Here is a 13,384-nt window from a genome sequence, read left to right on the forward strand (position 1 = left end):
AGAAATACCATTTCTGCCACTTCAAGCTGCCCAAGCAGAAGGAAAGTACGCCGAAGGCACTCAGCTGTGAGAATTTTGAGAAGCTGCGTGATCTGGAGATACCGGAAAAACGTAGGTCACATGTCATCACCCGAGACCTTTTCATGTTTTCGTGTATGACCGGTACGGCCTACGCCGATACGGTAAGCATCACCCGGGAGAACCTCTTCACCGATGACGAGGGGGGCTTTGGCTGAAGTACCGGCGAAAGAAGACCGACTATCTCGGACATGTCAAGCTGCTGCCGGAAGCCATCGTGCTGATCGAGAAGTACCGTGACGATACCCACTCCACGCTCTTCCCACCGCAGGACTACCACACGCTCAGGGCCAACATGAAATCCCTGCGTCTGATGGCGGGGTTGAACCAGGACCTTGTCTACCACATGGGAAGGCATTCTTTCGCCTCCCTGGTCACGCTCGAGGAAGGGATGCCTATCGAGACCATCAGCAAAATGCTGGGACACTCCAACATAAACAGTACGCAGGTCTATGTACAGGTTACCGACCAGAAGATATTCGGCGACATGGGCTGGCTGATGAAAAGAAGAAAGAAAGGGGATACGGTCGTACTAACGGAAATGTCCGAATAATGAAATGACAGCCGGGAGAATCATTAAACATCGGTTCCGGCTGTCATTCTTAAGTATTGAACGCCCTGATTATATCAGGGCCTCATGATAATTATCCTCCAGGAGTTTTTTAATGTCGGATACCCTATACAAAATTTTTCCACCCAGCCGGATATAAGAAATACGCCCTTGGTCTCTGTAATCCTGCAGGCATCTACAGCTGATTTTTAGCAGGTCTGACAATTCCTTGTCAGCCAGAAAACGCCCACCGTTAAATAGAGGGCGGTTATCCTCCGCAAGCCTTTCCTGTCTCGTCTGAATGTTATCCAGCAAGCCAAAGAACCGGTGGACACTGCCCGTCTTTTTGCTAATAATTCCTTCCATCGTTACTTCCAATTAATACTGTTATTCTTTCTTTTTTCTCTCACCGCCTTCTCCTTGCGTTTCATGGCGACATAGACCATCAGTTTCTCCACGTCTTCCGGTCTGTAGTAGATTTTCCGCTGGATTTGGGTGAATGCCAGCCGTCCGGTATCCCGGAGAGTCTACAAGGTACGTGGAGAGATGTCAAGACGCAGGCAGACATCCTGGCTGTCCATTCACTCTCCCGGTTTCTTTTCCTTGTTCTTTTCATACAAGCGGTCCGCCTGTGCGGACAGGCTCTCAGCCTGCGCCAGCATTTCCTCAAAGATTTCGGCTTCAATGTAATATACTTCCATTTTTCTTGTCGTTTTTATTTAAAATAGCTTCCTGTCAGAAACTCAAATTATTGAAATACAGTTCAAATACTTTCCAAAGTCATTTCCGGATGGGAGTCGTGATTTCCGACTCCCCCTCCAGAACCGTTTTAAGGAGGACTTCTCATCATATTACGGCAGGAACAGTTTGTAATTTCGTCCTGTGATCTTCTTTATCAAGTCGGCGTTTTCTTTGATATGTTCGACCAGTATGCGGCTTATAACACCGGAAACAGTGAAATCCTTACGTCTGACTGCCCAGACAATGTCCGAGATACATTCGTACACCTGTGCATCAATATGCAGGGGCTTGCGCCGGTTGGATGAAAAATTGTTCAAGCGGGCTTCAATATATTTTTTACCTCTTCATCCGTTATCGTCTTTTTACTTTCCGGCAGGGATGAAGATTCTTTGTGGGGCGCCACCTCTTTCAAATCCCCGGAAATGCGGTTCAAATATGAGCCTTTAGCGATAACTATATCCAGTATATCCTTCTTGTTGATATTATACGGATTTGTTTTTTTCCTTTCAATGCTGTCCATAACTATGATTTATACATTAATTCCCTGTGATAATCGGGCGTTTTGTAAGGAGGATGTTCCTGATGGAGAATTATCGTCCTACGCCGCAAAGAATAAACGTGGGAGAGAATACCTTGTCAATTATTCATACATAGACATTAATAGTCAATGCCAACAAAAGACATGACAAATGGCAGTCCCAAGAGGATATCTGGATTCTCCCCGATGTTGCTAGGATTGTGACATACTAAGACATGGAGATATTGACAGCTTACATTATCGGGATAATGATACACCAAGTCACGTATATTGTGACAGTTTATGTTGTTAGAATAATGATATGTCAAGCCACGAAGATAGAGGGAACTCATGTTGACAAGATAGCGATATATACCGGGGTATGAAAATAACAACAATTTATATTATTGTGATAATGATATACCGGACTACGGGAATATCGACAGCCCACGTTACAGAGATTGTGATATATAAAAGGAATAAAGCTAAATAATTTTATGCAAACGTTACATCCATATTCAAAATTCGCACATTTTTTGTTGGATATACCTCCCCAATGCCCACATTGACAAGCTGGCTGTTGACTGATTTATGCCTCACTTGTTGGATATTACTATTCAAAGACCACTTCTAATATAGGAAGAACTCGGTAGGAAGTTCCAAATCTCCCCGAAACAAGGTGGCTTTTGAAGGGTGCGGTATAGCGGGTTGTCAAGCTGTCTAAAGAACGTTGTTCCCGTAGAGGGAACAGCAAGACGGGAACACTACGGCGATGAAAAGAAAAATCTCTGCCAGTCCATGCGAAACCGGTAGGAAACGTAACAATTAAAGGAGCGGGCTTCTCAGCCCTTGATGTAACCGTACTTTTTTAGGTCGTCCATGAAGTACCCTGACGTGTCGGTTCTCGCTCTCACCCCATGCAGCTCGTGGTAACGGTTGGAGAAATTCTCCATGTACTCCTCGTCGGCGTACCCACTGTCAAACCAGCTGCCTTCACGCAGGATGCGTACAAACCCGGAAGGGTCGGAGGCGGCAATATGTCGGAACTGTTGAATAATGATATATCATGATATGATGAGCCGCATAGGGTGTGATACTGGAATAGGGATAGACGGGGATATGTTGATAGCGGTATAATGGGTTAGCCGGATAGTGATATATCGTGATATGGCGATAAATATACAATTTGTCCTTTATTAATGTGAATTACTAAATCCCAGAAAGAATAATGCATATTTATAATTACGAGATATTAAGGTTCACATTGGTGAAGAACATTTCTTTATCTTTACTCCAATGAGAATTGTCGATAAAGTTGGACGAGATTCTTTTAAACCAACTCGGTCTGTTACTTGTGGTCTTTGATTGAGATCGGTTCATGATGTTGTATCTTATGCAAGATCATGCATTTTATTAAATGTACGAGAGCTTTGATGAAGGTTGTAAGCTCTTGTATTTTAGAGCGAGGAGGGAAAATAGTTCTTACCATTTCTTCTGTCCATTGTTTAGAGAAGAAAGAATAATAAAAATCATCTTTTGGATTGACTAATATATCAATAGAATCTTCCCATTCATAACGTACACAGTTTATTTGATGATAAGAGAGGAAAAACATCCTTAAGGCAAAGCTTTGGTAAGGGAGAATATTGAGGAAGGTACGCCCATAATCTGGATAGATCAATGGCAATTTATTTTTTTCGAATAATATTAGTTTGTTGTCTATTTCTAGACAAGTCCATCTATGAGATGACTTTGGGAACAGAGATTCTCCGATTAAACTGGGTAACTCGATATAACCTCTCTTACCAACCCTTTGTAACTCTTTTACAAATGCGTTAGGATCTTCTGTATGCTCAAGTACTTGGTTACAGATAACATAGTCGAATTCTTTATCCTTAAAAGGCATTTTAGCTCCATCCGCATTTACGAACTTTTGGTGTGGATATATTTTTATATCTCCACTACGATGATAATTAGAATCTATATACTTATCGACCAATACGTTCGCTCGATAGGTAGGATTATGCCCACTACCTACTTCCAATACATATGCATTCTTTTTTATGTTTAAATCTTCTCTACTAATAGGGTTACGCAGCTTCATTCATTATAATTTTAGGTCTCAAAAATACATAAATATTGGTTTATTTCATATAATAGTAAAAGAAAAAATGAAAAACTGGTTTAAATTGTGAATTTTCATTATTTTTACACCGAATTATAAACAAGAGTATGTCTATAAAACAACAAGCTACTCAAAGTGTGTTTTGGAGTGCAGTGGAAAGATTCTCCGTCCAAGGTGTACAATTTCTTCTGAGCATAATAATTGCGAGAATATTATTGCCTTCTGATTATGGGTTGATAGCGATGTTAAGTGTCTTTATGGCGATAGCACAGACTTTCATTGACAGTGGTTTTGCGAATGCCTTGATTCAAAAAAAGAATAGGAATGAGGTGGATTACAGCACGGTGTTTTATTTTAATATCGGAGTTTCTGTTTGTGTTTATATTCTGTTATATTTGATGTCTCCTTGGATTGCGGCTTTTTATGGACAAAGTCAATTGGTCTTGATCACGAGAGTGGTAGGACTTATCCTTATTGTTAATTCCTTCGGAATAGTGCAGCAAGCTCGAATGACAATAGCTCTTGATTTTAAACGGCAGGCTTTGGCATCATTATTGGCTGTGGTTTTGAGTGGTTGTGTTGGTGTGTGGTTGGCTTATGGAGGTTATAATGTATGGGCCTTAGTCTACCAGTCCTTGCTGAATAATCTTTTACGAGTTTCTTTTATATGGCTATTGTCGGGTTGGATGCCTAGCTGGAGCTTTTCGGTACATTCATTCCGGGTATTGTTCTCGTTTGGATCGAAATTATTGTTATCAACTTTATTGCATACATTATATACTAATCTTTATACGTTAGTGATAGGTAAGAAATTCTCAACGATTGAGTTAGGATATTATAATCAAGCGTTCGTTTGGGCTCAGTTTCCTTCCTCTAATTTCACGAATGTGATCGTGCGGGCTATATATCCCATACAATGTCGGTTGCAAGATGATATGGAACAATTGAATCGTATATTCTTGAAATATATGCGGATAGCTTGTTATTGTATTTTTCCTGTCATGATAGGTTTTTGTGCTTTGGCAGAGCCAGTGGTTCGTTTAGTACTGACGGATAAATGGTTGCCTGTGGTTCCTTTGTTACGAATCCTTTGTGTCGCATATATGTGGGATCCCGTAATGAAGATCAATCATACCCTTTTGAATGTGAAAGGGCATTCTGATTATTTTTTATATGCGGAGATCATCAAGAAAATCACTGCCTTTTTAATTCTTTTCGCAACCATTCCTTTTGGAGTGGAAGTGATGTGTATGGGATTGGTTTTGTACGCATTTACGGATATCATCATAATTGTTTACTATACGCAGAAACTTACAAATATCGGTTTGTTGACTCAAGTGAAGGAATTGGCTCCGGTCATATCCCTTTCTTTCTCCATGGGGGTGATAGTGTACATGACAGCATTGCTGGGAGTTTCTCCTAGCGTTCAGCTAGCGATAGGGGTACCAATAGGTATGGCTTATTATTTCATTATGTCTTTCTTTTTCCATTATAAGGAATTTGAGATGGTGTTGTCTTTTATAAGGAAGAAGAGGAGGGAGGCATGAAGGATGTTTTTACCCATTCTTTCTTTTCAAAATCATAACGTTTGATCACTTTTGCTGGGTTACCTACTGCGACGGAATAGTCAGGAATGTCTTTCGTGACAACGCTTCCTGCTCCTATCTGGCATTTTTTACCTATATGTACTCCTGCTACGATGACGGAGTTTGCTCCTATATGGCTATCCTTGTCTACAATTACCGGACGTTTGTCCAGTTCTTGGTCAGATGAGTTCTTGGAGGTATCCTTGTAACCATGGTTGAAGCCGGATATGAATACATGTTGTCCCAAGCCTACTCCTGATTTGAGAATGACTGGTCCGATGACAACCGATCCGATTCCTATTCTCACATTCTCGCCAAAATATAAATCTCCTGCGCCGTTATTTATGGTTGCGAAATCTTCTATAGTCACGTAATCACAAAGGTCAAAACGATGCCAAGGAAAGACATCTATCCTAGACCTTCTGTGAATGGAGACCTTCTTACCTCTTTTATGAACAAAAGGATTGATGAATAGCCTTACCCAAAGACGGGGTCTCGGATTTCTGCTGGGACTGATCAATAATAAGATAAATCGTTTAATCTTACCATTTTGCTTTATTTTTTCTTTGAGGTTATTCATTTTTTCTTTGAGTAATAATCTTGAATATATTCATATATTTTTTTTACGCTGTTTTCCCAACTATGGGTATGGGCAAAGGCTACCCTTGCTATTTCTTTTTCCTTATTGTTGGATTCCGAGAGCTCTTTGTCAATAGCAAGAAGAAACTCTTCTTTTGTTGTTGGTAGATTGGCATATTCGGAGAAGATATGTTGCATCGTATCTGTTTTTGTTGCAACAACAGGTCTTCCCATAGCCATATATTCATCAATTTTTAGGGGATAATTACCTATGGTGATATTGTTAATCTTTTGTGGATTGGTCGCTATATCCAATCCATGTATATAGGCAGGCAACTCCTTGATCTGTTTTTGACCGAGGAAAAACACATTTTTTAACTGATGTATCTCATGCCGCTGAAATGTCTCGTCTTCCGGACCGATAAATACAAAGGAATATTGTGGCCGTTGCAGACAGATGAAATAGATAAGGTCTAGATCAAGCCGGGATACTTTCAATGCTCCTACATATCCGATGATAGGATGTTTGATTCGTAATAAGTCTAGGGGAGTATCCCATTTCTTGTAGTAATCGTATGTCTTTAAATCAACCCCTGTCTCAAGATCATATGTATGAGCGTTTATATGTCTGAACTGATTTGCAAAATAAAGTGAGTTTGTGATAATCATATCTGACTTACTTGCTAATTCCTCTTCGGCAGCCTTTCCATATTTCTTGAAATATTTCCCATCTGTAATATGGTCTCTTTTATAGTATATAGATAATAACGGAGACATAAGTTCCTTGAGATATAGACTCCTGTATATATCCGTGTCAATTATATGGATATAAGAATGGAAACCAAGTTCCTTGATTACCTTTAGAGTATAGCGTGCTATTTTCTTATTGTTTGTACGATTGAAAAAGTCAAAAAGAGTTTTGGTTGGCATGGAATTTACGGGAAAAGCGATAAAAGGGCAATCCGCTATCCAAAGATTCTTGTTTATTTTTCTTACGCATACACCTTTTTTATGAATAGCCTCAAGTCGCTTGATATTTTCTTTACTGTTTTTATTCCCTTTCAATAATGTCGCATACTCGATAGGAGTATTAATGAATAATACCCTATTTGTCTTGGATATTTCTAATGCCGTACTTTTTATAGTACTTCCTATCTCTATATCCCAAGGTTGAAGGCTGGTGATGATAAAGTCTTTCTCCATAATCATAAAATTTTTTATGAAAGTTTCTATGGTTTCATGCTATACAACGCTTTGTAAATGGAAAGCAAAGACTCTGCGGTCTTTTTCCATGAGTATAGCCTACAGCGTTGTAGGCCATATGCTATTTGGCTTTTATACAATTTAGGGTCATTCTCTAGTTCTATAAGTTTGTTTGCGATATCTTCCGCATCGAATGGATCAGCCAGTATGGCCTTATCTCCTCCAATTTCGGGCATGGAAGAAGTATTTGATGTGATCACGGGGGTACCACATGCCATCGCCTCTAAAAGAGGTATGCCGAAACTCTCTCGGAGCGATGTGTACAAAAATATGAAGGCTCCGCTATATAGATATGGAAGATCCGTATTGGGTATGTATCCAGGGTTGATTACATAAGGCCGAATGTGCCCTATATCATGTTCCTTCATGATAGCATCTAAATATTCGTCTTTCATATCTGCTATCAATAGAGGTAAGGGATTTAAAGATTTTTGTCTATAAAGCTCATAAGCTTTTAATACACGGGGAACGTTCTTCTTGGGATCCGTGTTACCTAGGAAAAAAAGGTATCTCTTATCTTGTGTATATCTACGGGTAATTTGTTCTACCTCTTTTCTTGGATAGAAATGTTGACCAAACCCGTTATAAACAGTCGTGACTAAATCTTCTGGTAAAGATAGTGCCTTCAAAATACGTGTCCGCTCGAAATGTGAGACAGTAATGATTTTTTTACATTGTGGTAATATTCGTGGTACGATCATCCGACGATAATACCATCCTATATTCTGGTAAAATGATTTGTTCCCACTTTGCCGTGGCTCAAGGAATATAATGTCATGCAATGTCAATATTAATGGTACTGGGCAATGGATGGGTGCTGTATTACTGGTACAGTGCAATAGAGCTGCATTAACTTTAGCTACTGCCCGAGGTAAGGCTATCTGTTCCCATAAAGGATAACTAGGACAAGTTACCTCAATGATACGTACATTGTCGCTTTCTTCTAAGCATCGATCTTCTCCAGGGCTTACGAATATGTAATACTCATTATCATGATCTATTTTTTGCAATTCCCGGATACTCTCTAAGGCTACGAAATCCATTCCGTGTTTATTAGTCCGGAAAATACGTTGGGCTTCTATGGCTATTCTCATGATTTTTTATTGGAATGTTTTGTATGGGAAAACTGTCTTCCTCCAATCCTGAATATATTCAAAAACATAAGAATGAAAAGGGACGGAACCGATATGATAGCTTTTGTGAATCTTTTGTCCACTAAATAATCGGGTACTGCAATGCTGAATGTGATTCCGAGTAATATAAGTAAAGACCACCATTTGATAGAAGCCACGAAATCAAGAACTGTCAAGATAAGGGCGATTAAAATGATAAATCCTAGTAATAAAACACGGGGAGGCATTATCCATTGGAAAAGCTTATCACAATAATCCCATTTCCCCTTAAGCATGGCCATAGGTATCTTGAAGATGCCGGATAATAAGTTTGAGAACTGAGTAGTTAACCAACGTTGGCGTTGATTATAGAAGTCCTTTTTTTCCCGGACTTTTTCATCATATGTATATACATCTTCTAGATACTCAATATAGATATTCTGGAATAGCAAAACCCGTTCCATGTATTTATCTTCTCCAATACCATTGTAACCTTCAATGGTTTCCTTGAATAGATCGTATTCAAATGCTGTTCCGGAACCACTTAGAGCTGATGAAAAACCTAGGCGAGTATGACCTTTACGGAAAATGGAGTTGTTGATCTCTTCACTGATTGAGTCGAGGACAGCGACGCTGCTGTCTCTGTTTTTAGCGACCCTATGTGTTTGTAAAACGGAACATCCTGCGTATAAGGCGTTGTTTATCTCCTGAAGGTAAGTGGGAGATACAACATTGTCTGCGTCTAGAATGAGTATATTATCATATCTTAAATTCTCTATCTCTATGTATTCAACGGCTTTTTGCATAGCTTCAATTTTAGTACATTTATCAGAATTCACCTCAACGACTTTTATTGGCAATTGTCTTAAGTTATCAATGGTCTCAGGGGTCATTTGATTTGAGATTACAATGATATCATATAGTTCTTGAGGGTATTCTTGTTTAAGAAAACTGTTTACGGAGTCAAGTATTACTTGGTCTTCCTTATAGGCGGGGAATAAGACGGCGAAACGATATTTCTTTTTAGCCCCAGGATAGGTATACAAAGGTTTCCGTTTAGAGTTAACTGCGAATATGAATAAATACAATACAAATATCAAGAAACATAAAAATAGGATGGCATCTCCTAATAGATATAAGTGTTCTTGTTTCTCAATAAAGTATCCTCCTGTTTGAAAAAATTGCTCTATCATAATGCTCAATTATTTGAAGTAGTTATTTTTTATTTATTTGTATATCTTGATCAAAGTATGGGCCATTTAATACGAATGTAAGTCCCATAAAAACAATCAGCATGGTTGGAAATTGTCCCCAAAAAGAGTTGGAGTATGCGTTGAGGAACATACCAAATATACCACTGAGTAATCCGGCCAATTGTCCCTTTAATTCTGGATCCTTGATTTGATTAGCTATAATCCATCCTCCTTTAATCATGGATATAAGTATCATTCCCAAATAAAGTATCAAGCCGATGATACCACTTTCTACCCAGATTTTAACATACCAAGAGTCATTGGGTATGGATGTTGTAAAACGAGTTGATACCTTCATCCCTAATCCGTCACCAGAAAGCCCCAACCCTTCCCCAAAAGGTCTGTATTTTAAGTAGGAGGCTAATTTCTTCTGGTTTTCGATACGGACATTAAAAGATGCGTCTTCTGTTGGACGGAAGGCTGTCCTCATCCTTCGGATAGTACTATCACTTTGTCCTATATAAGTGAATGCAAAGAAAACATATATAAAAAGTAGAGTACAAGCTGCTCCTATAATAGTGGTCGTTTGCTTACTTACTATGGCATAAAAAAATAGTCCTCCTAATGGGACAATTATGGCTCCCCTGGTTCCGGACGTAAGCATCACGAGGAAAGAAGATATTGCTACGATAAGGTAATATATTTTTAAAGTATGCGAACGCATATAGAAAGCGGAAATCCCAAAGAACATAGATGCAGCCGCCAAATTCGCTCCCATATTACTTGCGTCCGTGAAAAATGAGAAATAACGAGTACCCGACCAAATAATATGAGTCACATATCCTCCATTATCTAACCATCTTTGTTCATAAGCGTCGAATCCGATATATTTCTGCATCAAAGCTTTCACTACAGCTAGCATTGTGAATACAGATAAAGTAAATATCAACGCTTTTAATATTTTATAACTTGTACATAATAAGGACGCTAAGACCGTTATGATTAAACCATTAATAATTAATCCTCTTGATAGGATCCATCCTTCTATGGAAGCTGTTGGATTGATTAACTCAAGAAAACAATACAACATCCATAAAAAAGATGTGATACTTAAAATATGGATCGCTCTTTTCAATTCAATATTTTGATAAAGTGAGGCGTGGATAAATATGACAACAAGAGCTATTGCATATGAAATATCCATAATAACGCTGATTCCTTCAATTGGGAAATAACGCGTGATCCCCATGATAAAATAGTTTATCGTAAAAATCACAAATAAGATAAGCCATGGGTATTTGAGTAAAAACATACAACCTATACAAATCAGAGGAAAAAGCGTAATTGTCCCAAAAGCAGGTATATTAGAGAACAACAAGGACGTAATAATTCCTCCTAATCCCAATATGAGGATCAAGTTGAATAGTCTGAATGTGGCCTCTTCTTGTTGTTTTATACTTTTCATGTCCATGTGTTATTTTACAGCAGAACCTGTAGATGTCAGTCCCATATACATCATCTTGTTTGCAAATGAGTGCATAGAAGTTTCTGGAGGTAATTGACCCGTGAAATCCTCTACAGCTTCGCGTGATGCGTTGTTCAAGTATAAGAACAACGGGGCATTACTAGTCATTTCACGAAGGTATCTCACATATTCATCATCACTGTGTTTCCATACCCGACAAGCATTCGCCACCAATAAATTCACTTGAGCAGAACGTAACAAATAAGGTGGAACTCCATTTTGTCGTATAGCAGGATATTCGACGAGTAGAATATCCGGACGTTTATCCCAACACACATGGTGTTCTATTGTTTCTGCTGTTAAGAATGCAGCATCAATTGTTATTTCCTTATTTACTTTTACGTATTTTACATTGAAGCCCAGTGTTTCCCACTGATCAGTCAAATATTTACATATAAACGTTTTCCCCTCTTTGGGGTCTACACTTAAAATGTTTACGCACAATATCTCATTCTTTTTTAAATAAGGATTTAATCGATTACAAATGTAAGAGGCCGAAATCCGATTACATGCTTTTATGAAACCACGGAATTTTAATTGAGAGTTACGCCCTGTAAAAGCTCCCAGTATGTTCATACCCGTGAGACGTTTGGCTCGCTCTGCATCTCGGAGCGTACGGTCTAATAACTCAACAATCAAATTCAATCCAGTGATAAACAGTAAACTACCAATAAAAGCCGCTATAATTAATAACAATCGTTTTCCTTTATCGCTAAAAAGCGGATAAGAGGGTTCTGATATTGTGTTTAACGTGGCAGAAGTTAATTGAATGTTTTTCTGTTTCATCTTCGCCATATTCAATGCGTACAGGATTTGTATATAGGATTGTTCACTAAGATTGATCTCACGTTCCTGTTGCTTGATCCGGGTACCTACTGGAGAATAAGTCTTATATAAATTGTCAAATTCCCGTTTACGTTTATTCAACACACCGAGTTCGGCTTTCGATTTAGTGTACAAGAGTGTTTGTTTTAGCCACTCGTCTACCAGACCATCGATAGCAACACCTTCTTTACTCTCTTTGTATGAGTTTATTTGTTCGGTTAGTAGGGCTATTTTCTTTTCTGCATCTTTTAAATCGGTCTTATACCCTAGTAGCTCCTTATCAGTGGCTTGTTTATCTTCAGAGGTAAAAGTCTCTATTTCTGTGATCTTTCCACTGATACGGGTGATATCTTCCAACGTATTAATAAATTCCTCGTTTGCAGTTATAAGCTTTGCTCGGATGAGCATATATTTCTCTACATCCTTGATCAACTTGGATGAACTCTCGTAAGCTTTTTCTGCCTCTTCATAACGTGTGGCGAAAAACTCGTAATTTTGTGCAATCGCTTTTGTTTGTTCATCATAATTGATGACTCTGTTTGCCACGTTGTAAGCTGTGAGGTTATCTTCCTGTTGGTTTAGTTTCGCCCTGACTTTTCTTAGTTCTTCTTCATAATATTTGACAATGTCATCTGCCGCTTGGAATCTCAAGTGATTATAAGAGGCTTTCATTTCTTCACTGATTAATTTTACTGTATTCCATGTGATGCCGGGATCAGAACTTGTATATATAATTTCTATCAAATCACTATTTCCTTGTCGTTTGATGATAATTTTAGAAAGGGCAGCATAACTGAAAAATGGAGTTTCGCTGTTGAATAATTCTTGTAGATAATTATAACTATCACTATATTTATACTCTTTCAGGGAATAGAATGTTTTATCGAAAGATGCCGTATCTACTAAGTTTAATATTTCTTTTGGGGTAGTATTTATTAATTTATTATAGTTTTTGGCTGTGATATATAGATTGTCTTCATCTGGATTTCCATTCATTAAACACAATGCCAATAACTTTAAAGATACCGTTTCCAGTGTTCCTTTTGATTTAGTCAAGCTAACTAAGTTGTCGTATGTGTTAAGTATTATTTGCCAGTCCGTTCTTTCTTCATCAGTTGTTAGCCCTGTACTAGATGCAATACCTGTATAAATAGAGGTGGAAACTGTATAGTTTTTGCCCATAAATTGACTGAAGTAGGCTACTAATGCTGTTATAACAAGTGTACCGAATACCAATTGATGTCGAATTCGATAGAAGAAGCGTGATATATATAATATGATATCCATTGA

Annotated in this window: 12 protein-coding genes and 2 pseudogenes; 2 read left to right on the top strand and 12 right to left on the bottom strand. The window is 38.4% G+C overall.

What is annotated here, in order from left to right:
* A pseudogene (locus Q0110_RS16830) lies at positions 1-631 on the top strand (site-specific integrase); the annotation flags it as partial.
* A 69-nt stretch (positions 632-700) separates the two neighbouring features.
* Here the strand turns inward: Q0110_RS16830 and Q0110_RS16835 are convergent.
* From Q0110_RS16835 to Q0110_RS16855, 6 genes and pseudogenes are all read right to left on the bottom strand, one after another.
* Positions 701-994: a helix-turn-helix domain-containing protein gene (locus Q0110_RS16835; protein WP_297909134.1), complete on the bottom strand. Its 294-nt coding sequence runs from the start codon at positions 992-994 to the stop codon at positions 701-703.
* Positions 995-996: 2 nt separating this feature from the next.
* Positions 997-1,209: pseudogene (locus Q0110_RS18365) on the bottom strand (helix-turn-helix domain-containing protein).
* Positions 1,210-1,479: 270 nt separating this feature from the next.
* Entirely contained in the window at positions 1,480-1,686 is a 207-nt protein-coding gene (locus tag Q0110_RS16840) for a DUF3408 domain-containing protein (protein ID WP_297909137.1), read from the bottom strand.
* On the bottom strand, positions 1,683-1,889 hold the full coding sequence (locus tag Q0110_RS16845; protein ID WP_297909139.1) for a hypothetical protein: 207 nt from the start codon (positions 1,887-1,889) through the stop codon (positions 1,683-1,685). The genes Q0110_RS16840 and Q0110_RS16845 overlap by 4 nt, the downstream gene beginning before the upstream one ends.
* An 839-nt stretch (positions 1,890-2,728) precedes the next feature.
* Positions 2,729-2,947 (bottom strand): hypothetical protein, encoded by a 219-nt coding sequence (locus Q0110_RS16850; protein WP_297909192.1) that lies wholly within the window; start codon positions 2,945-2,947, stop codon positions 2,729-2,731.
* A gap of 287 nt (positions 2,948-3,234) precedes the next feature.
* Positions 3,235-3,990, bottom strand: coding sequence for a class I SAM-dependent methyltransferase (locus Q0110_RS16855; protein ID WP_297909142.1), 756 nt, complete (start codon positions 3,988-3,990; stop codon positions 3,235-3,237).
* A 128-nt stretch (positions 3,991-4,118) separates the two neighbouring features.
* Here Q0110_RS16855 and Q0110_RS16860 point away from each other — a divergent pair, with 128 nt between their 5' ends.
* The gene (locus Q0110_RS16860) at positions 4,119-5,558 is read left to right on the top strand and encodes a lipopolysaccharide biosynthesis protein (RefSeq protein WP_297909145.1); all 1,440 of its coding nucleotides are present in this window, start codon (positions 4,119-4,121) and stop codon (positions 5,556-5,558) included.
* Here Q0110_RS16860 and Q0110_RS16865 read toward each other — a convergent pair.
* Genes Q0110_RS16865 through Q0110_RS16890 form a run of 6 tightly spaced genes read right to left on the bottom strand, consistent with a single transcriptional unit; the run spans position 5,530 to position 13,381 of the window.
* Positions 5,530-6,177: an acyltransferase gene (locus tag Q0110_RS16865; protein WP_297909148.1), complete on the bottom strand. Its 648-nt coding sequence runs from the start codon at positions 6,175-6,177 to the stop codon at positions 5,530-5,532. The genes Q0110_RS16860 and Q0110_RS16865 overlap by 29 nt on opposite strands.
* Positions 6,174-7,379, bottom strand: a complete 1,206-nt coding sequence (locus Q0110_RS16870; protein WP_297909151.1) for a glycosyltransferase — start codon at positions 7,377-7,379, stop codon at positions 6,174-6,176. The genes Q0110_RS16865 and Q0110_RS16870 overlap by 4 nt, the downstream gene beginning before the upstream one ends.
* Positions 7,380-7,405: 26 nt before the next feature.
* On the bottom strand, positions 7,406-8,533 hold the full coding sequence (locus Q0110_RS16875) for a glycosyltransferase family 1 protein (protein ID WP_297909155.1): 1,128 nt from the start codon (positions 8,531-8,533) through the stop codon (positions 7,406-7,408).
* Positions 8,530-9,744 carry a glycosyltransferase family 2 protein gene (locus Q0110_RS16880; RefSeq protein ID WP_297909158.1) on the bottom strand — a complete coding sequence of 405 codons (1,215 nt, stop codon included), beginning with the start codon at positions 9,742-9,744 and terminating at the stop codon, positions 8,530-8,532. The genes Q0110_RS16875 and Q0110_RS16880 overlap by 4 nt, the downstream gene beginning before the upstream one ends.
* 22 nt (positions 9,745-9,766) lie before the next feature.
* Positions 9,767-11,215, bottom strand: a complete 1,449-nt coding sequence (locus Q0110_RS16885; protein ID WP_366139697.1) for an O-antigen ligase family protein — start codon at positions 11,213-11,215, stop codon at positions 9,767-9,769.
* Between the two features lie 3 nt (positions 11,216-11,218).
* Positions 11,219-13,381, bottom strand: a complete 2,163-nt coding sequence (locus tag Q0110_RS16890) for a hypothetical protein (protein ID WP_297909164.1) — start codon at positions 13,379-13,381, stop codon at positions 11,219-11,221.
* Positions 13,382-13,384 lie beyond the last annotated feature (3 nt).

It is taken from the genome of uncultured Parabacteroides sp. (genome assembly GCF_947855115.1).
In the GTDB taxonomy this organism is placed as follows: domain Bacteria; phylum Bacteroidota; class Bacteroidia; order Bacteroidales; family Tannerellaceae; genus Parabacteroides.